Consider the following 24,402-nt stretch of genomic DNA (forward strand, 5'->3'; position numbering starts at 1 on the left):
GGCTTCTTTGTCAACTGCTTTTTTTGATATCTGCTCGCCGCCTTGGCTCCTCGCCAAGCGACGTATATTACTTTACAGGTCCTCGCCTCTTTCGTCAACTCCTGCTTTTTCTCTCCTTTTTCCGCTATGTTCGTTCTTTGACGCTTTTATCCTGCTGTTCCTGGTGTTTTATTTTTATTTTGTGAAACATTTTGGCCTATCGTCCTGGTTTTCAACTTGTTTTTTCTGCAAATTGCGAACTTAATTTTTTTTGCAAAAAAAATACTTGGACATCGTCCAAGTAGCTTTTACAGGTTAACCCACTTCTCTTGACGCAATTGCAAGATCACGGCGCGGTATATATCATGAATATCCATGTTGCGACAGCGATGCCGAATCCAGTCGCGCACGATCACATAAATATTATTAGCAATAATCCGCAGACTCCGCACTTGCAAGCTCTCTTCGATTTGTGCTTCACGTGCCAATGCACGATAAACGGCATTCTTGATTGATCGACATTGGCAGCCGCCAGTTTGAACCTGTTTAGATAAATTTTGATAAAATAGCGCATTTTCTTGCAAATACTCTAAATATTCATAGATTCTTTTGCTTAATGTTGCTTCCTTTTGGCGCTTTTCATTAAATCGAACCTCAAATTCATGCACAATAACATCTACACAGAGATAATTAATGTCAGGATAAGCCCAGTAGAAACTTGAGCGAGAAATTCCAACAAGTTGGCAAAATTTGGTAACCGTTACTTTTTTAAAAGAACGATCGGCTAAAAGGCTCATTAAAGTCATTCTTCCTTTTGTCAGCATTTGCTTTCCTCTCTTCCCTAATTTCGGTTTTTTAAATATATCAAACCATTAATATATCTGCAATAGTATTGTATTAATAATAACAAGTACTTTGCATAAAATTGTTGGTAGATCAATGCTCGGCGCGGATAAAATAAAAAGACCAAGTAAAAAATACTTGATCTTTTACACCCGATATTTTCTTCGCAATTCGCGTTCTTGGTCTCTTTTTTTAATAGTCTCACGTTTATCATATTGCTTCTTACCTTGTCCAACACCAATTAAGACTTTGGCAAAGCCATGTTTTAGATAAACTTTCAACGGCACAATCGCAATCCCGCGCTCAGCTTGGGCCTTGGCTAAATGGGCCAATTCGCGCTTATGCAGCAATAGTCGCCGAGACCGTAAAGGTTCATGGTTATAGCGATTTCCTTGCTTATATTCACTGATATGCACGTTTTCCAAAAAAGCCGAGCCATTAACAATTTGCACATAGCCATCACGCAAATTGATCCGCCTAGCCCGCACTGATTTAATTTCGGTACCGGTTAAAGCGATGCCGGCTTCATAAGTTTCCTTAATAAAGTAGTCGTGACCGGCTTTTTTATTTTGGGCAATCAAATTCTCTGCTTTTTCTTTCATTTGCTTCCACCCTTAGTGGCGATTACGCCCACGCTTGCCTCGATAGCCATTTCGAGACCGATTTTGGCCATGTCCGCGCCGATTATTATTTCCTCTGCCAGGACGCCGATTGCGACCTTGTCCGCGGTCAGTGTGCGCCTTTTTAGGAGCATTTGGATCATAAATTTCAAAATCCAACTGATGTTGTTCGACATTGGCATTGATCATGGTAACCTTGATCGGCATCCCAATCTTATATTGCTTATGGGTAGTTCGGCCCGTTAGCGTTAAGGTCTTTTCATCAAAGCTGTAGAAATCATCAGTTAAATTAGAAATATGGACTAGGCCTTCAACCGTGTTTGGCAATTGAATAAACATCCCAAAACTGGTTACTGAAGAAACAACTGCATCAAAAGTTTCACCAACGCGGTCAGCCATGTACTCGGTCATCTTTAAATCATTAACTTCGCGCTCAGTATCGATCGACCGGCGTTCTTGAGTTGAGGTTTGCTCTGCTACTGCTTCTAACTGGTTGGCAAAGTGGCTCGTAACCTTCTCGCCCATCCCGGCATCAGCATATTGGTGAATCATCCGGTGAACCATCAAGTCTGAGTACCGTCTAATTGGCGAGGTAAAGTGGGTGTAGTAGGTAGCTGCCAAACCAAAGTGTCCCAGTGGCTGATCGGAATAATGAGCCTGCCGCATGCTGCGCAGCATCATAATTTGAATAACTGCAGCTTCTGGCGTGTCTTCTGTTTTAGTTACGACCTCTTGCAAGTTCTTTGGAACCACGTTATTTGGATCAGCATGAATGTTTAACCCTAAGGCCGAGCAAAATTCAAAGAAATGCGCCATTGTTTCGCCGTCGGGCGTTTCGTGTACCCGGTACAAAAATGGAACATGCTTTTTGAAATAAGCTTCCGCAACCGTTTCATTAGCAATCAGCATGAAACTTTCGATCATTTTTTCTGCTGTGCCCCGTTCATGCAAAACGATGTCGGTTGGCTTACCCTTGGCGTCAACAATAATTTTTGCTTCGGGTTCTTCAAAGTCAATGGCTCCGCGAGCATGCCGCTTTTGATACAAAGCTTCATGCAGCTTAGCCATATCTTTCAGCATTGGTTGCAGTTTTTGGTATTTTTCTTCCAAATCGCTAATTTCGCTTGGATCATTGGCTGCTAAAGCTTGATTTACTTTGTTGTAAGTCAAACGACCATGTGACCGCATCAAAGATGGGTGAATATCATAGCTTACCCGGTCGCCGTCAGGAGTAATTTCCATATCACAACTTAAAACCAGGCGTTCAACCCCTTCATTCAAAGAACAAATTCCGTTTGATAAACGAAATGGCAGCATCGGAATTACGCGGTCAACCAAGTAAGTCGAATTGCCTCGTTCAAAAGCTTCCTTGTCTAGTGGGGAGCCTTCCGTGACATAGTGAGCCACATCAGCGATGTGCACGCCTAAATGATAGTTGCCATTTGGCAAACGCCAAAGGACTACCGCATCGTCAAAGTCTTTGGAGTCATCTCCGTCAATCGTTACGGCCGGTTGATCGGTGATATCAATTCGGCCCTGTTTTTCAGCTTCCGTCACGTGGTCAGGAATCTGGTTGGCTTGTTCCATTGCTTCTTTTGGCCAGTCGGTAATGACGTCGTGGGCAGCAACAATCGACATAATATCGACTCCAGGGTCGTTTTTATTGCCGATTACTTTGATGACTGCGCCCACCATGGCTTCAGGCATATCTTCAGAAGGATAATCCTTCAAAGTAACCTTAACCATGTCACCCATTTGCGGAATTAAGCCATTATCGCCAACATAAACCCGATATTTGGCTAATTTCTTATTGCTCGGAACAACGTAACCAATGAAGTGGCTCAACTTTACTTGCAAATCAGATAGCGGATGGTATTCTCCAACTAGGCTGTCGACACTGTGTTCCAGCACTTCAATGACTTGCCCTTCAGGGCCTTTGCCATTCCAAGGGTTGCCGCCAGCGGTAATTTTTACCTTAACCCGATCGCCTTGAATTGCGAAATGGGTATAATCACTGGCCACAAAGACATCATCGGCTTCTTCATCGTCCAACTTAACAAAGCCAAGGCCCTTATCATTAGCCCGAAATTCACCTTCAACCACTGTATTTTCTTGAGCTAATTGGTATTGCCCTTGGCCATCGGTAATAATCATTTTTTCTTGTTCTAAATAAGCCAGTGCCTTGACCAGTTCAGTAAAATTGCCTAAATGATCACGGCGCAGCATGCGTTCAATCTGGTCAACGCGGAACTGTCTTTGGGGATTGTGCCGAAAGAGTTCCAAAACCCCAGCTAGCATTTTTTCGTTTTGTCCCATTAATCAAACTCCGTTCTGCTCTTAATAAAAATAAAATAAAAAACCTCCCGTCAATTTGATCGGGAGGTACACAAGACTATTTTGAAGATAAGTACGCCAAAATTAGTGAAAGCGCGAAAAATAGCACTAATAAGACGGAAGTTACCTTTTCCATAAATGCTTCAAAACCACGCTTCTTAGACTGGCCGCTGAAAACAGCACCGCCAGATAAAGCGTTCAAGGCATCTTGTTGTTTTTGTGGCTGCATCATTGTTGCAATGATAATTAAGATTGAAACAATGATTAGTAGCGTCATACATACATTATACAAAGCGCTGCCTCCATTAATCAGATACGTTACTCGACTCATTCTACCATAAGTCTTAGCATTTTAATAGTTATTTTTTCAGTTCGGGAGCATCAGTCTTGTAGTCTTTGGCAGTTGATTTATCCTTATTGCGTGCATATAAACTAGTGGTTGTTTTATCCTTCAGCAATTTCTTCAAAGCCTCAGTCTTGTTATACGAGTAGTCGCTAGTTTTAACATATTTAAACCACTTTGGCTTGTAAAACCGAAGCAAATTGCCTTCAATTACCCGGTCCGATAAGGAAAGCTCGGTGGTCACTTTGTTGTTGATGGTGCTCAATTCGCGCTTTTGCTTTTTGCTTAGCTTGGTTAGTTTTTCACCGGTTTTCGTATCGTAATAGCCGCCGTCAACCTTGGTATAAGTTGGCGTGATAAAATCACCATTTCGCTGCGCAACAATTTGGGGTGCCTGTTTGCTCAAAAGGTCATGTCCAAATTGGATCATCCCTTTGTTGGAAACCCCTAATAAGTTAAGCAAGGTTGGCAAGACATCAATCTCTCCGCCATAAGTGTGGTTAATTTCACCCTTTAGCCCCTTCATGTTAATTATCAAAGGGACGCGCTGGAATTGCACATTATCAAAGTCGTTAAATGTTTTTTGACCAAGCAATTCAGCACTGGCCGCATGGTGGTTGCCACTAATGCCGTAATGATCGCCATAAAAGACCAGCATGGTGTTTTTCAAAAGACCGGTTTTCTTCAGATACTTCATCAATTCTCCAACTGCCTGGTCCAAATAATGGGCAGTTTGGACATAGCCGTCAACCGTTTCGTCCCCAGTCTTAGTTTTAGAAATTGTTTGGTTAGGCTTGTCCAGTTGATATGGATAGTGATTCGTAACGGTAATCATCTTCAAATAAAATGGTTGGGGCAACCGTTCCAAAAAAGGAACTGATTCTTTGAAAAAAATTTTATCTTTTAATCCGTAGCCAATTGAATAATCCGCTTTGTTTTTGTAGTAATTCAGTGAGAAAAAGTAATCATAGCCAAACGACTTGTAGGCATTGTTCCGGTTCCAAAAACTAGCCGTTCCGCCGTGCATGACTGCCGTCGTATAACCAAGTTTTTGGCTTAAAATTGCCGGTGCGCTTTCAAAGGTGTTGGTCGTACCATAAGTCGACATGGCTGAACCTGATTGCAATCCAAAAAGTGAATTTTCCAACATCATTTCGGCATCACTGGTTTTGCCTTGCCCAACTTGATTAAAGAAATTATCAAAACTCAAGCTATTCTTGCTATGATAGATCTTATTTAAATTGGGAGTTACATATTTACCTTTATATTTATAGTCAATCAGAAATTGTTGAAAACTCTCCAAGTGAATGATCAACACGTTTTTTCCCTTAGCTACTCCGGTATATTGACTATTTGGCTTGACATAATTGGCTTTTAAATAGTTTTTAACCGCCTTAATGTCCGAAACGTTGGCCCGTGCCATTTGCGCACTTGACTTGGCCGTCTTTACGCCATCATAAACGGCATATTCGTTAATTCCCAAATATTTAACAATATAGTTATTGTCAAAAGTCCGTGTCAATAAACCTGACCGGTCATGCTGGGCCAGTAATAAATTGACTCCCATCAAAAGCAAGGCAACAACTTCAACCAACATTTTCCAGCGCAAGCGCCAGGCGTGAGTTTCCATTTTGATCAGCTTAAAACTCAGTAAAAGCAAGATAATCAGCACATCCAAATAGGCTAAAAAATCAGTCGGCAAAAGGATGCCAACAATGCTTTTACCTAAGTTTTCACTGGTTGAACCAGAAGTTTTGATAATTGAGATCGAAAGAAAATTGGAAAATTCGCGATAATATAAAATATTGGCAAATAACCAAGTAGTTAATAGTAAATCAATAATCCAGGTAATCCAATAGGCCTTGCGCCCTTTGAAGAACATCCCCACCCCTAATAGCAGCAAAGCTGAAGGCAGGGGATTTATGAACAGTAAAAACTGTTGCATCGCGCCAGTGGCGCCTAAATTGAACTTGGTCTGGTAAATCAGATAGGTTTTTAACCAATAGGAAAGCACCATAATCGTTAAAAAGCCTGCTCTAGTTTGCGTTAACCAGCCCAATCCCCGTTTTAGACGTGACATTAAGTTTCCTTTCTAATAACTCAGTCTGCTACCTTCTTCGGTCTGATGATCCAGCCAAAAATTCCTAGAAGCATGCCAAAGAAGTAAGTAACAAAGCGCCAAATAAACATCCCTAAGACTAATTGACCGGAATCAGCAATAAACATCGAAAATAAGGATTGAAAACTAAATTCTGCCCCGCCACTAGCTCCAGGGATCGGGATAACGGCCATAAACATGATAATCATTAAAGTTGTTTCAGTAACGGTCAACCAAGATGCGTGAATGCCTAAAGCTTGGATGGTCATAAAAGGAATTGAGTAGTAGCACAATAACTGCAAAACCGTCAGGCCAGCGGCTTTCACCAGTCTGCCCTTGTCTTGCTTCAGCTTTTGACTTTCAGTGTAAAAAGTAGCTATTTTCTCCATTGTGGCTTTTTCCCACTCGGCAACTTTTTGCGGATTGATAAATTTAGCTAACAAGCTCATGAGCCATTTAACAAATTTTACCGTCCAATCATGGGCAAACATTACTGCCAGCAAAAAGATAATCGAACTGACATGCATGACAAAGCCAAGCAAAATTAAGACCGCAATACCAGAAAACTTGGTAACTACCAAATGATAACCAGAGGCAAAGGCCCAAATGTAGGCCACAAAAACCGCTAATTGATAAATAATGAACTTCATCATTAAAACTGAAGTAGCCCGGCCGCCTTCAATCCCCATTTGCACCATGGCTGCTAATTGGGAAGCCTGTCCCCCACTGGCCAAGGGCGTAATTGCATTAAATAGCGATTGGATGATTGGGATGCGGCACCAGGCCCAAATTGAATGCTTGGGTGAAGCCGGTCTTTTGGCTAATAAATGCAGGATCATGGCCTCGCAAGCATACGATCCGAGCATCAGGATAAAGACCAATACCACCTTGCTCCAAACCAAGCTATCGGCTGCTTTCAGCAAAACCGCAAATGATGTAGCTTTAATTTCGCTGTAAATAACATAGGCACTGATTGCCAAAACAATCAAGATGCCCCATAAGTGTTTTTTATTCATATGCTAAACGTGAATTTGTCCCAGTTTCTTACCTAACTGATACTGTTCTAGATAAAATTCTCGCCAAATCTTGGCTAAGTGCTCTTCAGAATATTCTTCACTAGCTGCTAGTGATTTGGCTTGATAGTCCTTTAATAGCGCTGGATTCTTCACTGCTCCGCGCAAGGCTTCGTTCAGCTGGTCAAAATCTGCACCCTTTAGGTAATAGCCATCCAAGATTGCCTTATACAAATCAAGGTCGCGCAAGAGCACCGGCGTGCCGCAACTGAACGCCTCTAACACGGACATCGGGAAAAGCTCATCAAATGATGGCAAGAAGAACAAGTCGGCAATGTTTAAATAGTGAACTAATTCTTGCCGATCAATAATCCCGGTAAAAGTTAAATTCTTTGGTGGGTTTTTCACCAAATCCCGATAGTGATCATAGCCATCGGTAATTTTTCCAAAAGAAAAACCACCAGCCCAAATAAATTGCAAGTCAGGATGGGCTTCCGCCATTTTAGCAAAGTCGTCAACTCCTTTGCGTTCTTGAACTTGTCCATCGCCAAAGACCACAAATTTATCATGGGGAATTCCTAACTTATTCCTGAAAGCATTCTTTTCAGCCAGGCTTTCCGGATAAAATTCTTGTTTGGAGACAAAGTTGGGAATATAGCGAACCTTATCCCGATCGATGCCATAATCAACTAATTTATCAATAAATACCGGATTGACCACGACAATCTGATCCATGCGATCGTAAAAGTCGATCACATACTTGCTGAATACCTTAAAGGCAAAACCGGGCAATTTAATCGACCCTTCCAGCGTATCAGGCAGAAAATGCACGTAGCCAATCTTCCGCCCCCGAGCCGGAGAAAAACTATTGGCGTAATAAGTTGGATTGATCGTGTGGTAGTGCGTTAAATCTGAATTGCCATAACGATTAACCGTCACATAAAAATCATCCACTAAGTCAGTTCTTAAAAGGCGCATCAGTTCCTGGTAGGCACTGCCAACTCCCTGGCCTTTTACAGAGTCAGCTTGACTAAACATGTTTATCCGTATCATTTACATTGTCCTTTGGTTCATAGTGAGCTATTGCATATTGATAAAAATCTGCTACTGAATCGGCAAAATGTTTGGCAGAAATTTCTGCTAATTTGCTTTTTAATTCAGCCGGTGGGATGACAGAATCTGGTTTACGCAGGTAGGCCAAAATCTGATCTAACATTTCTTCCTTAGTAGTAAAGACTGCGCCAAATTCTGGTCGATTGAAGACATGTTCGGTGTAATCCGTATCGTAAACCACGCACCTGGTCCCTGAAGCTAAGGCTTCGATGTAGGTTAAGCCTTGAGTTTCAGTATCACTAGCTGAAACAAATAAGTCAGCCATCCGGTAGTAGTTGCCAACTTCTTCGTGATTAATTTCTCCGGTGAAAATGACATAGTCTTCCAGCGTTAATCGTTCTACTTGGTCTTCAAGCAAGTTAACATCCGGTCCATCACCCGCAATTACCAATTTAACATCTGGAAATTCTTCAATTATTTCCGGCATCACATTTAAAATGCGATCAATTTTCTTTTCCTGAGCAATTCGGCTTAAAGTCAGAATTACCGGTGCATCTTCACTGATACCATAATCTTTCCGGATATCACGCTTTACGGGGGTGTTAATCGCCTCAATGTCCACACCAGTAGGAATGACCCTAATTGGAATCTCTACTTTATAGCGATTTAGCAAAGCCTCAACCCGTTTAGAAGGAGCAATCACCCCATCCATGTTTTTCAAATAAGAATGGGTAAACTGTTTAACGTGGATGGGCTTGATCAAGTGCCCATTTAACACATAATGTAAATAATCTTCATACATGGTGTGGTAAGTGTGAATGGCGGGAATGTCCAATTGGTGAGCAACATACTTGCCGATTGCCCCCAAGGCAAATTCAGTTTGTGTATGGACCACATCCAGCTGCACTTCTTTGGCCACTTTGGTTGCCTCAAACAATCCCCGGACGGCGATCCGTCGATCCGTAAACGAAACAAACGGCATCGAGCCAAAGCGAAACACGTTGGGCTCAACTGTTCCCTTTGGGACATGAGGATCAGTCGTCGTAAAAATAAATACATTATGACCTTCTGCTTCCAGTGCCTCTTTCAAGGTCTTAACCGACGTTGCTACTCCACTAAGTTGTGGAAAGTATGTATCAGTAAATAAGCCGATATTCATAAAAAATCCTCCATGCTTTTCATTATAAGGATTCAAAAGAAGGCTTGCAATTCACCTACCAAGTTTGACAAGAAATTTAGTAGAAAAACAAAAAAACGATCTACCACAGTAGATCGTTCTTTATAGCGGTGATCGGGGTCGAACCGATACGTCCAAAATGGACACCAGATTTTGAGTCTGACGCGTCTGCCAATTCCGCCACACCGCCATATTCATATGTAACTTAACTCAGGCTGAGCTAAGGAAAGGCGGGGATCGGATTCGAACCGACGATTAAGGTTTTGCAGACCTCTGCCTTACCACTTGGCTACACCGCCATGAGTTTCAAATTTTAAAGGATCAACATAGTTGATCAAGGGCGGAATGTGGGAATCGAACCCACGTATGTCGGATCCACAAACCGATGTGTTAACCACTTCACCAATTCCGCCATGGTTTTAACAGGGATAGTAGGAATTGAACCCACACTAGCGGTTTTGGAGACCGATGTACTACCTTTATACTATATCCCTATTATGGAGGAGGGTGGATTCGAACCGCCGAACTCAGAGAGAACGGTTTTACAGACCGTCGCGTTTAGCCACTTCGCTACTCCTCCAGGTTGATGGCGCGGGACGGAATCGAACCGCCGACACAAGGAGCTTCAATCCTTTGCTCTACCAACTGAGCTACCGAGCCATCTTACGGTCCATGCGGGATTTGAACCCGCGATCTCCTCCGTGACAGGGAGGCGAGATAAACCACTGCTCCAATGGACCATATTGCGGGAGCTGGATTTGAACCAACGACCTTCGGGTTATGAGCCCGACGAGCTACCAGACTGCTCCATCCCGCGATATTAAGGAGGATGTGGGATTTGAACCCACGCGCGAGCAGAACCCGCCTGACGGTTTTCAAGACCGTTCCCTTAAGCCACTTGGGTAATCCTCCAAAGATGAAAAGTACCAATAATATTCAATTGTATTGGCAATGACCCGTACGGGATTTGAACCCATGTTACGGCCGTGAAAGGGCCGTGTCTTAACCACTTGACCAACGGGTCGAATTGTCATTTTGTGTTATGTCTTTCGCAGAACACTTTTATTATGTTACATTGATCAGAAGTTTTTGTCAACAACTTTTTTCAACTAATTTTTTGAGTTAATTGTGAGAAAAACCTCTTAGCAGTTGCCGACTTGCTTCATCACAAGTGCGTATTTAATACTACTAGAAACTTTTAGGTCTTGCAAGTAAAAATTGCAATTTTTTTGATTTTTCTGCTGAAAGCTTGATCAAAGCCCGTTATCATGCCTGATTGTCAAATTCCTTAACCACCCCCAAATTCTGGCTATTTCTTGCTATTTCTTGCTAAATTTGAAAGTATCATTTGTTATTTTTACTCCGCTTCAGTAGCTAATACAGCAGTATTTCTAGGCTTTTTGTGACTTTATTAAATGCAAATTACTGGTACCTGCTAACCTAATACTCTACAATGAACCCTGGGTTATTAAGTTGAAACTAATAATCCAAGTCATTCATAAAACCGCACCAACTTCGGTGTCTCTCATGTTTTAGCAATGACAAATTCTCACACACACATTTCGAATGAAAAGGCGCCCTACTGGACGCCTTTTTGTTTATTTTCTGCTAACAAGGAAAGTCTGGTCTCGATATAACCCTTAATCGCCTCCAAATCTTCCTTAGTCGCTTTTTTTAGAATAAAGTTTTTACAAGTCGAACGCTGCGTTAAATAAAGTTTGCGTTCTTTGTTTTTTGCGTCCCAGCGCCGATTTGCTCGTGCGTGGGCCTCGGTGATCTTGGACATATTGTCTCCTCATATCTTTACATTACACATTACTTGTGTCCACAAATCTTCTGTAGACAAAACAATAATATCACAACATCAAACAAAATTTAGTTTATGACAGAACTTCTAATCCTTCCGTAAAATAGTCAAACAAACGGCTACAATTAAATTATTACTTCTGACTATAAAACTACAATTTTTATTATGACAGCAAAAAAGACCTAGATTATCCTCTTCAGATTTAGGTCTCTCACTCAAATGTTTGAATTTGTTGATTCATATTTACTTACGCAAAGATAATTGTAACCGATTTCATAAAATTTTGCAATAACCCTGCTAATTTTGAAAATTGATTTGGTTAGCTGCTTGGAGCGGATAGCGGCCGAGCTGCTGCGATTTCAACTCATAGCGATCTAAGCTAACACAATTGATTTGCGGGTTGTGATAAGTCGTGTAATAGTACCGGCCTTTCGTGGCATTAGCACAAGACGAATAAATCGTATACTCAAAATTTCCATTATCCAATTGGTTGGTGCCCTTAACTTGGGCCGTGCTTGCCAATATATGGAAAAATTGACTCACGCGCTCGCCCTCATTGGCTCCGAGCGTTGCGTGCATTTTCGTAAAAGCTGCGCGCACAAACCGGCCAGGCGAACTTAAATCACCAGGCAGGCCGAGGCTGCCCAATCCAGAACAGTAATTTCGGACTATCAAGGAACCAAATTTTCCTTGTGGATTTTGCACCTGCAAGCCTTGATAATTGTTTAAATTAAACTGCTGCAAGTCAAAACTGGGATTGTTGGTCAAAACGCCTATAGGATTATCATAAACGTACAAACCAGTCTTATTTTGTTCAAGCACGATTGATCCTTTTCGATCGCTCACCAGCCAGTGCAGAGTACCGGGTGCTAGATCTGGCATAAAGGCATCATCAGTAATGTTCAACTGCTTCACTAATTCACGGGCATCTTTGACCGATTTAGCCTGTCCTAAAATCCAGGGAATTAATTCAAACGAAGCAACATTGGCTTTTTTATCCACAGGTGCAAAATATTGGGCATTCCCAGGATAATTAAGTCCTGCCATCCCTAACCCTTGTTCGTTCACGGCATCAAAATACAGGGGATAATCCTTCATGACTGTAGCCATGCCAATCATTGCCAAGTGATGTTCCTGCGCAGGCAGATGACGAAAAGTCAGCGGAAAATTCCGTGGACAAATCACAACTTCTTAGCCATAGCTCGTATCCAGATCCAAATTTCGGCCAAAGTAATGGTCTCCGGCGACCCAACTAATTCCCGTGCACATAAGCAGCGTCCTTTCAGTAAAAAAATATTTTTTCTATTAGTTTACCACGGGCTGATCCAGGCAAAAGAAAAAAGCCGAGCTTCAGCTCAGCTTTTATTGACCAATTCAGATGTTCAACCGGCCCTTAAATTTTCTGGGTCACGGCAGTAATTTTTACGGCTAAAACCTTCCGCAGCCATGGGAATTGCTCTTTCATTTCTTCGTAGATTGGTCCATCAGCAATGAAATAGCCTTTTCCACTCACATGAAAGCCAGCTCCAGGTCCTTCTGTCCCCATGACTGCTTTTGAACCAAAAGTCAAAAGCAGCCGGTCGTCATCAGGCAAGACGTGCTCAATTGAGCGCATCCCCGCTGCCGGCAAGTAGAGCTCGGTTTGCTCTGAATTTAGTTTTACGTAACTCATCCAGGTATTAACTACAGGAGCGGGGCTAGCATACGGTGCAATGATCGTAACAGGCCCTTCATGCTCCAAGACCTGTAAAAAAGTTTGATCCATCCTAATCCACCTTCACAATCTTTCCACAAGCAATCGGCAAGGTCGTGTGGCAGGTATACTTTTCGTTCAAGTTGCCACCAACACTTGCTGGCATGGGCATTTCTGGGCTCACTCCGTGAACGTAAACTACCCGCTTGTCCAAAGCTAAATCACTAGTCTTAAAAGTCTTTTCAAACTGTGCTTGTAAGTTAGCTAGGGGAACTTCCTTTTCATACTTGTAGTGTCCTGCTTGGTCACTCACAGGATAGGTATCATTAGGAATGTTCATCGCATCAGGTTGGTCGTCAAAAGGAACCATTGTTGTCCCTGATACTGGAAAAGTTTCTTCCAAGTCAATAAAACCATCGCCATTAACATCTTGGACCATGGTCGGCACTTCGGCTTCCCGGCCATCAGGAAAACCGTGGAAGTGTTCCCAGTGCTGCATGGAAGCAGGAGTATCAAACATTTCTACCACGATCTTTAAGGTCGTGGCAGTCAGTTCAAATTCTGCTGTTCCATGAGCACGTGTACCGATCTTGTCCGCATTTAACGGCTTAATTTCAGCACGATATTTTGTCATTTTTCTCACCATTGTTGTCACATTTCGAATTTACAATTGTATTTTAGCAAGCTAAAATAGAATAAAAATTGATCTATGTCAAATTGAGGCAAAAAAAATGGCACATTCAGAAATAAATTGCATCAGAAATATTAGTTTCTTCCGCGACTTGCCTGAAAAGACCCTAAAGCGCTTAGTCAAAATCTCGCGCCACCGGCAATTTTTCAAAAAAGGCGACTTCATTACCACCCCGGCCGACCCCAAAGCCTTGATGTTCATTGATGAAGGCCGCGCAAAAGTTTACACAATTGGCGCAAATGGCAAAGAAAAGCTGCTTTATTTTATCAGTGCTGGAACGATTGAAGGCGTTGAAAATCTCTTTGATCCAGCTGACTTTCCCAAATATGTGCAAGCTACCCAAGATTCTTGGGTTTGTTCCATGCAGCATGATGATTTTCAGAATCTCCTCAAAAGCGCGCCAATTTTAACTTTAGAATTATTAAACGAAATCGGCTCAAAGCTTTCAGCCACCGAAGTCAGCATCTCAAGACGCAACTTGTTGGAAGCCCGCGACCGGATTCTCGCCTATTTCCAAGATTGGTCATTGGAAGCTGACAGCAATGAATTTGATCTTCCCTTGAAAAAGCAAGAATTTGCCAGTTTGATCGGCGTCAGTCCGGAAACGCTCAGTCGCAACCTCCGAGCTTTAGAGCAGCAAGGAGAAATAAAAATGCAGGGTAAACATATTACCCTGCTATAAATTATTTCATTGCTTGTGCTACTTCCTGTTTAAGAACGGGCAAAACCTCTGCAGCAAACCAAGGATTGCGTTTCATCCACAACTGATTGCGCGGTGAAGGGTGAACCAGTGGGAAGTAGTCAGGCTGATAAGTTTGATAATTTTTTACAACCTCAGTCAATTTGGCTGAGCTTTTTAATTTCAGATATTTCTTAACGGCATAGCTGCCCACGAGCATCGTTAACTCAAGTTTGGGCATCATTTTTAACAACTGGGGATGCCATTTAGCCGCAAAATCAGCCCGCGGCGGCAAATCGCCCGACTTGCCCTTTCCTGGATAATAAAAATCCATCGGCAAAATTGCGACTTTTCCTGAATGATAAAACTGATCCCGGTCGATTCCCATCCAGTCCCGCAAACGGTCACCAGAAGGATCATCCCAAAAGATCCGCTTTTCTTGGGCAATCCGGCCTGGAGCCTGGCCGATAATTAAAATCGTCGCTTCAGGATCAACAAAAAACAAAGGATCAATCCCTGCCTGGGTAAACTCCTGATTTTCAGGATCACGTTTAATTTCTTCGATAATTTTTGCAACTTCTGAATTCATACCTAATGCCTCTTTGATCTAATAATTCGAATTTAGCACATCCTTAGAAAAAGTAAATTGATGTACATCAATAAATTAAAAAAAGCCGCCCAATTAAGCGGGTGGCTTATTGCTTTAGACATTGCGATCACGTTTAAAATACATTAATTCCCAGGTTGCCGGACCTTGGTACTTTTCGACAACTTTGCCATCTTCAATTTTTTCTAAAACTGCTTCCCCACTGAAGCGATCATAAGTTGGATCCATGCCTGTTAAACGGAAAATTCTCACTTTAAGCAATGAAGGCTGGTGCTGCTGATCGCCTAACAAAGAAAAACTCGAAATATCTTCTCGCTCATGATAAGTAATGCGGTAGTGGCCATCGGCGCCTTGGTATTCGTAAACCAATCTTTGATGATAATGTTTACGCGTCTTATGAGAATAATGGGGATCAAGCTGGCTAAACTGCAAATTGGCGGGATTATCGCAAACTAATTGTTTGCCCTTAGCCAACATAAAAATTGGAAAATGATGATAGCCATATTTCTTGGTACTGGTAATGTAACTATTAATCGCGGTATAAGGGCCTATTTTAGCTCTTCCCCAGTACCAGTGGTGCAGGATTGAAATTAACGAAACATTGCCCCAGTTATGGTCATGGTAACCAGTACCACGATAATGTTTTTCCTGACCATTGAGCGTAATGTCGGCCTCGGTAGTACCTTCAGGAACTGCCGGCAGCCAGGCAAAGTAGCCATCATTGCCATATTTTTGAAATCCCGTTGCCGGACGCCAAGGTTGGGTCCGACTTTTGAGCGTAATTTTTGCCGTTAATTTACTAGTGCGAACGTAAATCCGGTATTGGTCTAAATCCCCCATAAACTGATTTATCCCCATGCGAATATGGCAATGCCTTGGAGAAAAGTAACAATTCTCGGCGTCAAAAAATAAGCGATCACTGACCTGAGTGCCATCAGGATTGGTCAAATTGACCTGCATGCTGGGATTGAAGCCAGCAGTACCAGCAGTGGGATCCGTCGTAAAAAACGTAATTGTGATGGCAGTTCCGTCGGTCATTTTGGCGTCATAGTACCACCACTCAAATTCACCTTCCTTGCCACTAGTGCGCAATCCATCCTCCCAAACGGCAACTTGTTGACCTAAGTTTAGTTTTTGATAATTGGTCTCTAAATACGCTTTAGCCATACGCATCCCCTCAATCCAAATTACGCTTAGTAAAAACCTAGTCCTATAATTTTATTGTACACTATTAATAAGATAAATGCTCATTTTTCTGTAAGCCTTTTAATTAGCTCTAAATGTACGACAATAAACGTGGTACAATAACAATAAAATTTTTCAAGGAGGATTTTTAATGGGTATTTACGACTACACCATCCCCACTCCTACCGGCAAGCCTTACTCTTTGGCACAGGACAAAGACAAAGTACTCTTAATTGTCAATACGGCGACTGAATGTCGCTTTACCCCGCAATATAAGGACTTGGAAAATATTTATGAAAAATACCATAAAGCCGGACTGGAGATTATCGATATTACCTGCAATCAGTTCGCTGGTCAAACACCTGGCGACGATGAGGAAATCGAAGAATTTTGCAAAGGTGAATATCATACCAAGTTTAACCAAATGAAAAAGTCTGACGTTAATGGCGAACATGAACTGCCCCTTTATACTTATTTAAAGTCCCAGCGTCCGTTTATCGGTTTTGGCAGCGGACCTGGAGCAATGAGAATGGCAATTATGCTGCGCAAATATGATCCGGATTATCGTCATAACAACAAGATCAAATGGAATTTCACTAAATTTTTGATTGATCGCAATGGTAACGTAGTTGATCGCTTTGAGCCGAATTTTAAAATGAGCCAAGTTGAAGAAGCGATCAAAGAAATTTTATAAAAGTTATAGAACAGAATTTTCAGGGCACGCATCCCGCAAAAGATTCTGTTCTTTCTTTTTGCTTTTGGAACAAATATGGAAAGCCTATGGAGAGTTTACCTATGCAATTTGGAAGATTTCCATAAACCAAAGGTAAGCAGCAAAACAAAAAAGACTTGGCAGATTAACCAAGACTTTTCATGTTGCAGGTTCAGTACTGTGCTGTTCGAGAATGACTGCTATTTTCTGCATAATATACGCACCCTTAAGATACAAAACATGACCAAAGATCGCCCTCTTGGGTTGATCAACTACTATTGACAGCCCCTCTGGATATTGAATCCCTTGGAATTTCTGCTTTACGTCCTCAAGCACATATCTGTTGACGGCTATAATTTCCGCTCCGTTTAAAAATCATTCGCCCTTTAGCCGTTCCATTAATTCTTTATTTTCATCAAACAGTTCTTTGATCATTTCCATCGTCTCTGAACTAACAGTTTGTTTTTTGCGGAAAGTAATAGTTTGTCCATCAGGAGAGAGCGTTTTTTCAAATTCATCTCCGATATTTGCGCCTAAATATTTTTTATCACTTTTCGTTAAACGCAATCCAAATGAATTGCCTGTTTTAAACAGTTTGGATTTTCCTTTTAGTTCTTGCATGTTTTCCACCTCGTAATTACATTATGCTTGGTCGTGATTACCAAATTCAACTATTAACAGTCATAATTCTATTATTCCAAGTCCACTGCCCTGGCACAAAAAATGTGTCTATTGACAAGTCTAACTTGTCCGTTGTTTCTTTAAATGAAAAGTTAGAGGGGGTGCAAGTTATGTTTGTCTGCCTTCAAAAAAGGCGCCCCCTGCGGGCGCCTTTTTAGTAGACAATATTATTTATCATTAACAACTGCATTTTGTTCCTTTTCATATAGCATATTGTCATAGCTCCGAGCGAACGGAAGGTAAACAAAGAATGAAACAACAAGTATTATGGCTTGCCAAATTGCGACTTTCCATCCTCCAATTAAGAAACCTGATACAATTGGCGGTGTTGTCCATGGAACTTGTACACCGTTTAGATAAGGTAAAATACCGGCCTTAATCAAGAGATAAGTAGAGCCTGCCGACAATGGTGGCATTATAAAGAATGGTAATGCCAATAGAGGGTTCATCACAATAGGAATACCAAATAAAACTGGCTCATTGATATTAAAGATTCCTGGGATTAAGGCTAGCTTACCAATGCTCTTCATTTGTTGAGACTTGGCAAAAAAGCACATGAATACTACCAATCCAATTGTCATCCCTGCACCAGTAACAGTTGAGAACTGGTCAAATAACCCTTGAATTACAATATGGCCACCGTGAGCACCATCAACGTAACCCATTTTTTTGAAAATAGCTGCATTTTCTAACGCATTTGCACTCAAAATAGGTCCCGCAATACCACCTACCAAAGTAGAGCCATGGACACCAAAGAACCAGAAGAATGGTACCAACAATGTCAACAGCAAGATCCCTCCGAATGAATCAGTTACACCTTGTAGTGGAGTTTGAATTGTTGAATAGATCCATTGGGTCATTGTGGTGTGAGCAACTTTTTCAAAGAAAATGTATACTAAAAGCCACCAACAGGTTAAGACAGCAGAAGGAATCAAGGCGATAAAAGAGTTAGCAACTGCTGGTGGAACTTGATCAGGTAACTTAATAGTAATCTTATGAGTTACAAACCATGAATAAATCCAACCGGTAAAAAGGCCAACAATAATAGCAGCAATCATACCTTGGCCACCAAGCCAAGTTCTATCAATAAATCCTTGTAATAAAGTAGGTGCTTGGCTAGCTGAAATTACTGTTTTACTACCATTCATTACGGCAGTCGTCGGATTCATAATAATCAAAAAGCCAACAAAGGCTGTCATTCCTGCCGGTAGTCCCTCTACACCATCATTTTTTGCCCAAGTATTAGCGATACCAATAACAGCAAACACAGCTACTATTCCAAATGATGCATTATATGCTTGATTCCAATATTGGGTCAAGCCAGTTGCTGTCATCCAATTAGCAACTGCTGGAATTGGAAATGAAGCAAGGAGCAAGAAAACCGATCCTACCATAATAAATGGTAATGAAAGGACCATACCATCCTTCAAGGCAACAATAGGCCTTGTATTTACAAATTTCATGATAGGAGGCAGTATTTTTGTGTTTATGAAGTTTTGCATTTTTTTCTCCCCTCTAACCTTTACATCCTTTTCAACTACAATTTTATGTAAGCGATTTCTTATAATCAATAGTTTTAACATCCTTAGGTATGTAAGTTTTTTTTAGCTCAATATTTCATAGATGAAACACTATGTTCCAAAAATAATTAGAGTATGATAACCTATCCTTAATAGATATCTATGGAGATTTAAGTATGGCATTTTTTGGATTTAAGAATTTATCATCACTTTCTGACGTCGACATGACAATTTATCGCTACGTCACTCAAAATGTGAATGAAGTTGTATATATGCGCGTCCGCGATATTGCAACTAACGCAAACGTTTCTAGTTCATCGGTAATGCGTTTTATTCATAAAATAGGATTTAATAGATTCCCAGAATTTAAAGCCTATCTAAAAAATACCAATCTACATACAGACACTAGTTCACTATCATTCAAATTTGTGGATGAGAACAGCTTTCCTAAAGACATTGAAAGTCGTCTTATTGTAGTAGCTAATGAAATTTATCAAAGTGATAATGTGACAACTTTGGGAATGGGTGAATCTGGATTTTTAGCTGAGTATGCCGCTAGAAGATTGGCTTCTCTGGGAATCAACACTACTCCCGTTTCCGATCCTTTTTATCCTTTAAGTTCGAAATTAAAAAATACCACAAATGATATACTATTATGCTTTTCCGTTTCAGGTAACTCTGTTGAATTAATTGAGCTAATAAATGACTTTGTAAATAATGAGGATGTAACTATTATCTGTATTACAAGTGACGAGAAAAGTTCCATTGCTAAAATGAGTCGCTATGTGTTGCCTTACTACGAAGAGACTCATAGATTAGTTAATGGAAATGATCTATCCTCACAAGTTCCTGTAATGTACATAATTGAAAAAATTGATAGTATTTTGGAAAGCATGTTGTCAAATTAATGGAACACTGCGTTTCAGGATTGATAATCCAACCTTTTTTACTGTCCTATGCCAAAAGCTCCTCTATTACTGTAATCTACCATTTAATTACCATATAATCTTGGTTAAAAGCAGCAAGAAAGGAGTTTTTTTATGCAAAAAAGTTTCAATAATAATTTTTTGTGGGGTGGTGCTGTTGCAGCTCATCAATTGGAAGGTGCTTATGACAAAGACGGAAAAGGCTTATCAATTGCTGACTTTATGACATTGGGTAATAAGGACCAGCCCAGGAAAATAACAAAAACAATTGAGTCAGATAAATATTATCCTAATCACGTTGGAAATGACTTTTACCATCATTATAAAGAAGACGTTAAATTAATGTCTGACATGGGATTTAAAGCATTTCGAACTTCAATTGCTTGGACCAGAATCTTTCCAAACGGTGATGAACAAACTCCAAATGAAGCAGGATTGAAGTTTTACGACAATCTATTTGACGAGCTTCTCAAATACAACATCCAACCAGTCGTAACTTTGTCACATTTTGAAATGCCAATTCATTTAGTAAATAAGTACGGTGGATGGTCAAACAGAAAAGTAATTGACTTCTTTGTTCGCTTTGCTCATGTTTGCTTTGAACGGTACCACAGTAAGGTCAAATATTGGATGACTTTCAATGAAATTAATAATCAGACCAATTACCAAAGTACTCTTTCGGTTTATGAAAACTCAGGAATAAAATTCAAGCCTAATGATGACCGACAGAAATTAATGTATCAAGCTGCACATTATGAATTAGTAGCAAGTGCAGAGGCCGTTCAAATTGGTCATGCAATTGATCCATCATTGCAAATAGGATGCATGTTAGCCTTTTGCCCTATTTATCCTAACTCATCCAAACCAGAGGATGTGCTGTTTGCTCAACGTGCGATGGATACTCGCTTATATTTTGGAGATGTTCATGTCAATGGGCATTATCCCAACTTTTTATTATCATATTTCCAAAAGAAACAATACGATATGGACATTACTAAAAACGATCTCCAAATTCTAGAGAACGGAACCGTTGATTATGTTGCTTTTTCATACTATATGTCATTTAGTGTTAAGTATACTGATCATATGGATTATCGGGAATATCAAGATCTTGTTCCAAATCCCAATATAAAAACTAACGACTGGGGTTGGGCCATTGATCCAGTCGGTTTACGATATTCTTTAAATTGGATGACCTCCAGATGGCATAAGCCCTTGTTCATTGTGGAAAATGGAGTTGGCGCATACGATGAATTAACACCTGATTTAAAAGTACACGACACTTATAGAATAGAGTATCTTCGAAATCATATTAGAGAAATGAAGAAAGCTGTAGTTGAAGATGAAGTCGATTTAATAGGATATCTCCCATGGGGATGTATTGATCTTGTCAGTGCCTCAACTGGAGAAATGAAAAAACGATATGGCTTCATATATGTAGATGCAGACGATTACGGTAATGGTTCTTATAAAAGATATCCAAAAGACTCGTTCTACTGGTATAAAAATGTTATTGCTACAAACGGTAATGAAATAGATTAATAAAAAAATCTCGCTTACACCTAAATCTATTTCAAAGAAATTTTGTAAAGAAGACGCCTCCCGCAGGCGTCTTTTTTAGTGAACCATACTCCCTGCTTATCTTTAACGATAAGTTCTTGGTATTGGAAGCCACTTGTAATAACTTTTATGCTTAAGATGAACAGTTTTATAGAAAGGATTTTGCTATGAAATATACAACTTTAGGCAATACCGACCTCAAGGTCTCGCCGCTTGCCGTTGGCTGCATGAGTTTTGGACAACCGGGCTCTATGCATGATTGGACCTTAAACTACCAAGATTCCAAAACTGCCATCGAACACGCACTCGACTTAGGACTAAACTTTTTCGATACGGCAAATGTTTACTCGAAAGGTACCAGCGAAGAGTATTTAGGTCGGGCATTGAAAGACGCAAAAGTAGATCGCTCTAAGGTAGTTATTGCATCGAAGGTTTACTTTAACCCTGGCCGGCTCTCAAAAGCAGCCATTAACCGGGAAATTGAAGGCACGCTCAAGCGGCTAGGAACAGACTACTTAGACCTATATATAATTCACCGCTTCGATTATGATACGCCAATTGAGGAAACCATGACGGCTTTAAATGATTTGGTAAAAGCAGGAAAAGTCCGGGCTATCGGTGCTTCTGCCATGTATGGCTATCAATTCCACAATATGCAGGTTTTTGCCCAAGAAAATGGTTTAGCTCAATTTCAAACCATGGAAAACCACTACAATTTACTCTATCGTGAAGATGAACGAGAATTAATTCCGATCTGCAAACAATATCATGTTTCTTTGATGCCTTATAGTCCTTTAGCAGGAGGTCACCTAGCCCATTTAGGTTGGACCGTCAATACCAAGCGCAGCCAAACCGACCGCGTAATTCGGGGAAAGTATGACCGAATGGAAGATGCTGATTATCCAATTGTTGAACGCGTCCATGAAATTAGTGAAAAGCATCATACCACTATGGCAGCAGTAGCCTTAGCTTGGCAATGGGCTAAAGGGGTAACTGCCCCGATTATCGGAACCAGCAAGCCTCACCACTTGGACGACGCCGTAAGTGCGCTTGACGTCCAGCTCTCACCAGATGAAATCACTTATCTTGAAGAATTGTACCAACCACATCCAATTGTTGGCGCAATTAAAAGCAACCCGCCCCAAGGGACGGTTCTCTTAGATAAAAAATAAGCAAAAAGGCAGCTCACTCATGTGAACTGCTTTTTTTAATCATCATATTCTTTTTTCAAGACCTTGCCAGTTTGAGCGTCCAAGCTAATTTCTGTTTCTTGATGGTTGTGACTCAGCTTGACTTCCCACTTTAGCGTGCCATTGTCATTTTCCAAATCAGCTGATTTTACTACACCGCTTGCTTGAGTTTTAGCTTTTGCAAACGCCGTTTTAAGTGAAATGACCTTGGCTGGATTAATGGCATCGGCTTTCCAGTTAAGTTCATCGTTAAGCTCGCGATTCTTTCTGATTAATTTGCCGCTTTGATCAAAAACTAAAGTGTATTCGTGCTTCTGATCTTGTCCTTCTACTTCAACCTGTGTGCCACCATATTCTTCTTCCCAGCTAAAAGCTGTGATTACGGCCTTAGGATGATCAGCTTTAAATTTTGCAATTGCTTGGTCAAATAATTTATCAGCTGAAATAGCCTTAGCTCTAGTCGAAGATGATTGGCTGCTAGATTTTTTACTAGACTGAACTGATGTACTTTGACTGCTTGTTTTTTGACTTGCCGAGTTTTCTTGTTGGTTTTGACACCCGGTTAAGATGAGACCGCCTAATAAGACGGTTGTAAGCCATAATTTACGCATTACCCTTCCTCCTATTTGGCTATAATTTGTATATTTTTCTTTATATGATTATAATAACTTAATTGGTCCGCAATTTCCACTTTATGTGAAATATTTGTTCGCAATTTTAACAAAATTTAAAAAGGCCAAAAGTCACAACTGACTTTTGGTCTTTTGGTTAATCAATATTTTTCAGACTAGCAATAAACTTTTTTAAAGCTAGTGAATCATCATCCTTACGGTAAATCAGTTGCATAGTATATGTTTGATCGATCTTTTCCGATGCCAATGATTTAAAAACTATATTATCGTCTGGAGCCAAAAATTTTTCTGCCAATCCTTTAGTAATATACGCAAGACCATGGTTTAATGAGCAATTAAACATCAATTGTTCTATTGAAGAAACTCTCTTAATATGAAATGAACTCCATTGTTTTCCCAAAGTTTCTAAGAAAGTATCCCTCATGAAATCACTTGTCTCAACACTATAATAAAGCAATCTCTGACCAACTAAATCACTTTCGGTAATTATCTCTTTCTCTGCAAGTGGATTTTGTTTGCTTATCCCTAACACCATTTCATTTTGATAAACATTCACAAAATTATATAAATTGCGATTGATAAAACGATACTTACCATACTGATTTATATAGCCACAATCTAACCTATGCAAAGATAAATCAGCCAGGATATGCTCAACTGATTCCTCAACCGTTGTAAACGATATCTCTGGTTTGAGTTTACTAGCTTGATAATGTAAAATCTCATCTCGCATTAAAACCCCGTCAAATATTGAAAAATAGCCAATTTTCAAATTTTCTTTTTGTTTATTTTCGATGTCTTGTGCAACATAAATAGCATCATCCATGACATCGAGATATTCTTCAGCTCTTTTAGCAAAGTATTCACCACTGGGTGTTAATTTGATCCGATTTGCCCCACGTTCAAAAAGTTTTAAACCAATTTCATTTTCAAGACGTTTTACCAGTCTCGAAACAGCACGTTGGCTAACATAATTTTGGTCTGCCACACGATCAAAACTACCTTCTTGTGCAACTTGAATAAAAATTCTTAATTGATTTGAATCCATTACCCGTACCT

The 24,402-nt window shown here is 40.5% G+C and carries 22 protein-coding genes, 10 tRNA genes and 1 pseudogene; 5 read left to right on the forward strand and 28 right to left on the reverse strand.

Annotated elements, in window-relative coordinates; translation table 11 throughout:
* Positions 1-287: 287 nt before the first annotated feature.
* The 22 genes and pseudogenes from KI210_RS07010 to KI210_RS07115 form a co-directional block, all read right to left on the reverse strand.
* Positions 288-803, reverse strand: a complete 516-nt coding sequence (locus KI210_RS07010; protein WP_212781181.1) for a TetR/AcrR family transcriptional regulator — start codon at positions 801-803, stop codon at positions 288-290.
* Between the two features lie 165 nt (positions 804-968).
* The gene (smpB, locus tag KI210_RS07015) at positions 969-1,424 is read right to left on the reverse strand and encodes an SsrA-binding protein SmpB (protein WP_212781182.1); all 456 of its coding nucleotides are present in this window, start codon (positions 1,422-1,424) and stop codon (positions 969-971) included.
* A 12-nt stretch (positions 1,425-1,436) separates the two neighbouring features.
* Positions 1,437-3,758, reverse strand: a complete 2,322-nt coding sequence (gene rnr, locus KI210_RS07020; RefSeq protein ID WP_212781183.1) for a ribonuclease R — start codon at positions 3,756-3,758, stop codon at positions 1,437-1,439.
* 76 nt (positions 3,759-3,834) lie between these two features.
* Positions 3,835-4,068: a preprotein translocase subunit SecG gene (secG, locus tag KI210_RS07025; RefSeq protein ID WP_212781184.1), complete on the reverse strand. Its 234-nt coding sequence runs from the start codon at positions 4,066-4,068 to the stop codon at positions 3,835-3,837.
* Between the two features lie 67 nt (positions 4,069-4,135).
* Positions 4,136-6,199, reverse strand: a complete 2,064-nt coding sequence (locus tag KI210_RS07030) for an LTA synthase family protein (protein WP_212781185.1) — start codon at positions 6,197-6,199, stop codon at positions 4,136-4,138.
* Positions 6,200-6,219: 20 nt separating this feature from the next.
* Complete coding sequence (locus KI210_RS07035; RefSeq protein ID WP_212781186.1) at positions 6,220-7,233, reverse strand: lysylphosphatidylglycerol synthase transmembrane domain-containing protein; 1,014 nt, start codon at positions 7,231-7,233, stop codon at positions 6,220-6,222.
* 3 nt (positions 7,234-7,236) lie between these two features.
* Positions 7,237-8,283 (reverse strand): glycosyltransferase family 4 protein, encoded by a 1,047-nt coding sequence (locus tag KI210_RS07040; RefSeq protein ID WP_212781187.1) that lies wholly within the window; start codon positions 8,281-8,283, stop codon positions 7,237-7,239.
* Positions 8,261-9,442 carry a glycosyltransferase family 4 protein gene (locus KI210_RS07045; protein WP_212781188.1) on the reverse strand — a complete coding sequence of 394 codons (1,182 nt, stop codon included), beginning with the start codon at positions 9,440-9,442 and terminating at the stop codon, positions 8,261-8,263. Before KI210_RS07045 ends, KI210_RS07040 begins: the two co-directional genes overlap by 23 nt.
* A gap of 123 nt (positions 9,443-9,565) precedes the next feature.
* Positions 9,566-9,650 (reverse strand) — tRNA-Leu (locus KI210_RS07050).
* A 38-nt stretch (positions 9,651-9,688) separates the two neighbouring features.
* Positions 9,689-9,759, reverse strand: a tRNA-Cys gene (locus KI210_RS07055).
* A 40-nt stretch (positions 9,760-9,799) separates the two neighbouring features.
* A tRNA-His gene (locus KI210_RS07060) sits at positions 9,800-9,872 on the reverse strand.
* Between the two features lie 11 nt (positions 9,873-9,883).
* Positions 9,884-9,954 (reverse strand) — tRNA-Trp (locus tag KI210_RS07065).
* 4 nt (positions 9,955-9,958) lie between these two features.
* Positions 9,959-10,040 (reverse strand) — tRNA-Tyr (locus KI210_RS07070).
* Between the two features lie 7 nt (positions 10,041-10,047).
* Positions 10,048-10,120 (reverse strand) — tRNA-Phe (locus tag KI210_RS07075).
* A 6-nt stretch (positions 10,121-10,126) separates the two neighbouring features.
* A tRNA-Asp gene (locus KI210_RS07080) sits at positions 10,127-10,200 on the reverse strand.
* 3 nt (positions 10,201-10,203) lie between these two features.
* Positions 10,204-10,277, reverse strand: a tRNA-Met gene (locus tag KI210_RS07085).
* 6 nt (positions 10,278-10,283) lie between these two features.
* A tRNA-Ser gene (locus KI210_RS07090) sits at positions 10,284-10,372 on the reverse strand.
* A 40-nt stretch (positions 10,373-10,412) separates the two neighbouring features.
* Positions 10,413-10,484: transfer RNA gene (locus KI210_RS07095), tRNA-Glu, on the reverse strand.
* Positions 10,485-11,039: 555 nt separating this feature from the next.
* Positions 11,040-11,246, reverse strand: coding sequence for a hypothetical protein (locus tag KI210_RS07100; protein ID WP_212781189.1), 207 nt, complete (start codon positions 11,244-11,246; stop codon positions 11,040-11,042).
* A gap of 318 nt (positions 11,247-11,564) precedes the next feature.
* A pseudogene (gene bsh / locus KI210_RS07105) lies at positions 11,565-12,536 on the reverse strand (choloylglycine hydrolase).
* A 124-nt stretch (positions 12,537-12,660) separates the two neighbouring features.
* Positions 12,661-13,032: a pyridoxamine 5'-phosphate oxidase family protein gene (locus KI210_RS07110; protein ID WP_212781190.1), complete on the reverse strand. Its 372-nt coding sequence runs from the start codon at positions 13,030-13,032 to the stop codon at positions 12,661-12,663.
* Between the two features lies 1 nt (position 13,033).
* Positions 13,034-13,594 (reverse strand): hypothetical protein, encoded by a 561-nt coding sequence (locus KI210_RS07115; protein ID WP_212781191.1) that lies wholly within the window; start codon positions 13,592-13,594, stop codon positions 13,034-13,036.
* A gap of 97 nt (positions 13,595-13,691) precedes the next feature.
* Between KI210_RS07115 and KI210_RS07120 the strand changes: the two genes are divergently transcribed.
* The gene (locus KI210_RS07120) at positions 13,692-14,333 is read left to right on the forward strand and encodes a Crp/Fnr family transcriptional regulator (RefSeq protein WP_212781192.1); all 642 of its coding nucleotides are present in this window, start codon (positions 13,692-13,694) and stop codon (positions 14,331-14,333) included.
* A 1-nt stretch (position 14,334) separates the two neighbouring features.
* On the opposite strand, the gene KI210_RS07125 is transcribed toward KI210_RS07120, so the two are convergent.
* Together KI210_RS07125 and KI210_RS07130 are read right to left on the reverse strand one after the other, a co-directional pair.
* Positions 14,335-14,919 carry a uracil-DNA glycosylase family protein gene (locus KI210_RS07125; RefSeq protein ID WP_212781193.1) on the reverse strand — a complete coding sequence of 195 codons (585 nt, stop codon included), beginning with the start codon at positions 14,917-14,919 and terminating at the stop codon, positions 14,335-14,337.
* 114 nt (positions 14,920-15,033) lie between these two features.
* Complete coding sequence (locus KI210_RS07130) at positions 15,034-16,104, reverse strand: carotenoid 1,2-hydratase family protein (RefSeq protein ID WP_212781194.1); 1,071 nt, start codon at positions 16,102-16,104, stop codon at positions 15,034-15,036.
* Positions 16,105-16,273: 169 nt separating this feature from the next.
* Between KI210_RS07130 and KI210_RS07135 the strand changes: the two genes are divergently transcribed.
* A complete protein-coding gene (locus KI210_RS07135) occupies positions 16,274-16,816 on the forward strand; it encodes a glutathione peroxidase (protein WP_212781195.1) in 543 nt (180 codons plus the stop codon).
* 393 nt (positions 16,817-17,209) lie between these two features.
* On the opposite strand, the gene KI210_RS07140 is transcribed toward KI210_RS07135, so the two are convergent.
* Positions 17,210-17,455: a hypothetical protein gene (locus KI210_RS07140; protein ID WP_212781196.1), complete on the reverse strand. Its 246-nt coding sequence runs from the start codon at positions 17,453-17,455 to the stop codon at positions 17,210-17,212.
* 227 nt (positions 17,456-17,682) lie between these two features.
* Entirely contained in the window at positions 17,683-19,017 is a 1,335-nt protein-coding gene (locus KI210_RS07145; protein ID WP_212781227.1) for a PTS sugar transporter subunit IIC, read from the reverse strand.
* A gap of 194 nt (positions 19,018-19,211) precedes the next feature.
* Here KI210_RS07145 and KI210_RS07150 point away from each other — a divergent pair, with 194 nt between their 5' ends.
* The 3 genes from KI210_RS07150 (at position 19,212) to KI210_RS07160 (ending at position 22,693) form a co-directional block, all read left to right on the forward strand.
* The gene (locus KI210_RS07150; RefSeq protein WP_212781197.1) at positions 19,212-19,943 is read left to right on the forward strand and encodes a MurR/RpiR family transcriptional regulator; all 732 of its coding nucleotides are present in this window, start codon (positions 19,212-19,214) and stop codon (positions 19,941-19,943) included.
* 132 nt (positions 19,944-20,075) lie between these two features.
* A complete protein-coding gene (locus KI210_RS07155) occupies positions 20,076-21,503 on the forward strand; it encodes a 6-phospho-beta-glucosidase (protein ID WP_212781198.1) in 1,428 nt (475 codons plus the stop codon).
* Positions 21,504-21,688: 185 nt separating this feature from the next.
* Positions 21,689-22,693: an aldo/keto reductase gene (locus KI210_RS07160; protein WP_212781199.1), complete on the forward strand. Its 1,005-nt coding sequence runs from the start codon at positions 21,689-21,691 to the stop codon at positions 22,691-22,693.
* A gap of 35 nt (positions 22,694-22,728) precedes the next feature.
* On the opposite strand, the gene KI210_RS07165 is transcribed toward KI210_RS07160, so the two are convergent.
* Both KI210_RS07165 and KI210_RS07170 read right to left on the reverse strand, forming a co-directional pair.
* The gene (locus tag KI210_RS07165; RefSeq protein WP_212781200.1) at positions 22,729-23,322 is read right to left on the reverse strand and encodes a PepSY domain-containing protein; all 594 of its coding nucleotides are present in this window, start codon (positions 23,320-23,322) and stop codon (positions 22,729-22,731) included.
* A 157-nt stretch (positions 23,323-23,479) separates the two neighbouring features.
* Complete coding sequence (locus KI210_RS07170) at positions 23,480-24,391, reverse strand: LysR family transcriptional regulator (protein WP_212781201.1); 912 nt, start codon at positions 24,389-24,391, stop codon at positions 23,480-23,482.
* Positions 24,392-24,402 lie beyond the last annotated feature (11 nt).

The sequence above is a fragment of the Lactobacillus corticis genome, from assembly GCF_018327645.1.
In the GTDB taxonomy this organism is placed as follows: domain Bacteria; phylum Bacillota; class Bacilli; order Lactobacillales; family Lactobacillaceae; genus Lactobacillus; species Lactobacillus corticis.

Coding starts and splice junctions, on each gene's coding strand:
- KI210_RS07040 (WP_212781187.1), bottom strand. CDS start 8,283: ATGATACGGATAAACATGTTTAGTCAAGCTGACTCTGTAAAAGGCCAG.
- KI210_RS07165 (WP_212781200.1), bottom strand. CDS start 23,322: ATGCGTAAATTATGGCTTACAACCGTCTTATTAGGCGGTCTCATCTTA.
- KI210_RS07010 (WP_212781181.1), bottom strand. CDS start 803: ATGCTGACAAAAGGAAGAATGACTTTAATGAGCCTTTTAGCCGATCGT.
- KI210_RS07100 (WP_212781189.1), bottom strand. CDS start 11,246: ATGTCCAAGATCACCGAGGCCCACGCACGAGCAAATCGGCGCTGGGAC.
- KI210_RS07160 (WP_212781199.1), top strand. CDS start 21,689: ATGAAATATACAACTTTAGGCAATACCGACCTCAAGGTCTCGCCGCTT.
- KI210_RS07150 (WP_212781197.1), top strand. CDS start 19,212: ATGGCATTTTTTGGATTTAAGAATTTATCATCACTTTCTGACGTCGAC.
- KI210_RS07110 (WP_212781190.1), bottom strand. CDS start 13,032: ATGGATCAAACTTTTTTACAGGTCTTGGAGCATGAAGGGCCTGTTACG.
- KI210_RS07045 (WP_212781188.1), bottom strand. CDS start 9,442: ATGAATATCGGCTTATTTACTGATACATACTTTCCACAACTTAGTGGA.
- KI210_RS07140 (WP_212781196.1), bottom strand. CDS start 17,455: ATGCAAGAACTAAAAGGAAAATCCAAACTGTTTAAAACAGGCAATTCA.
- rnr (WP_212781183.1), bottom strand. CDS start 3,758: ATGGGACAAAACGAAAAAATGCTAGCTGGGGTTTTGGAACTCTTTCGG.
- KI210_RS07170 (WP_212781201.1), bottom strand. CDS start 24,391: ATGGATTCAAATCAATTAAGAATTTTTATTCAAGTTGCACAAGAAGGT.
- KI210_RS07125 (WP_212781193.1), bottom strand. CDS start 14,919: ATGAATTCAGAAGTTGCAAAAATTATCGAAGAAATTAAACGTGATCCT.
- KI210_RS07115 (WP_212781191.1), bottom strand. CDS start 13,594: ATGACAAAATATCGTGCTGAAATTAAGCCGTTAAATGCGGACAAGATC.
- KI210_RS07030 (WP_212781185.1), bottom strand. CDS start 6,199: ATGTCACGTCTAAAACGGGGATTGGGCTGGTTAACGCAAACTAGAGCA.
- KI210_RS07120 (WP_212781192.1), top strand. CDS start 13,692: ATGGCACATTCAGAAATAAATTGCATCAGAAATATTAGTTTCTTCCGC.
- KI210_RS07035 (WP_212781186.1), bottom strand. CDS start 7,233: ATGAATAAAAAACACTTATGGGGCATCTTGATTGTTTTGGCAATCAGT.
- KI210_RS07155 (WP_212781198.1), top strand. CDS start 20,076: ATGCAAAAAAGTTTCAATAATAATTTTTTGTGGGGTGGTGCTGTTGCA.
- KI210_RS07130 (WP_212781194.1), bottom strand. CDS start 16,104: ATGGCTAAAGCGTATTTAGAGACCAATTATCAAAAACTAAACTTAGGT.
- smpB (WP_212781182.1), bottom strand. CDS start 1,424: ATGAAAGAAAAAGCAGAGAATTTGATTGCCCAAAATAAAAAAGCCGGT.
- KI210_RS07145 (WP_212781227.1), bottom strand. CDS start 19,017: ATGCAAAACTTCATAAACACAAAAATACTGCCTCCTATCATGAAATTT.
- KI210_RS07135 (WP_212781195.1), top strand. CDS start 16,274: ATGGGTATTTACGACTACACCATCCCCACTCCTACCGGCAAGCCTTAC.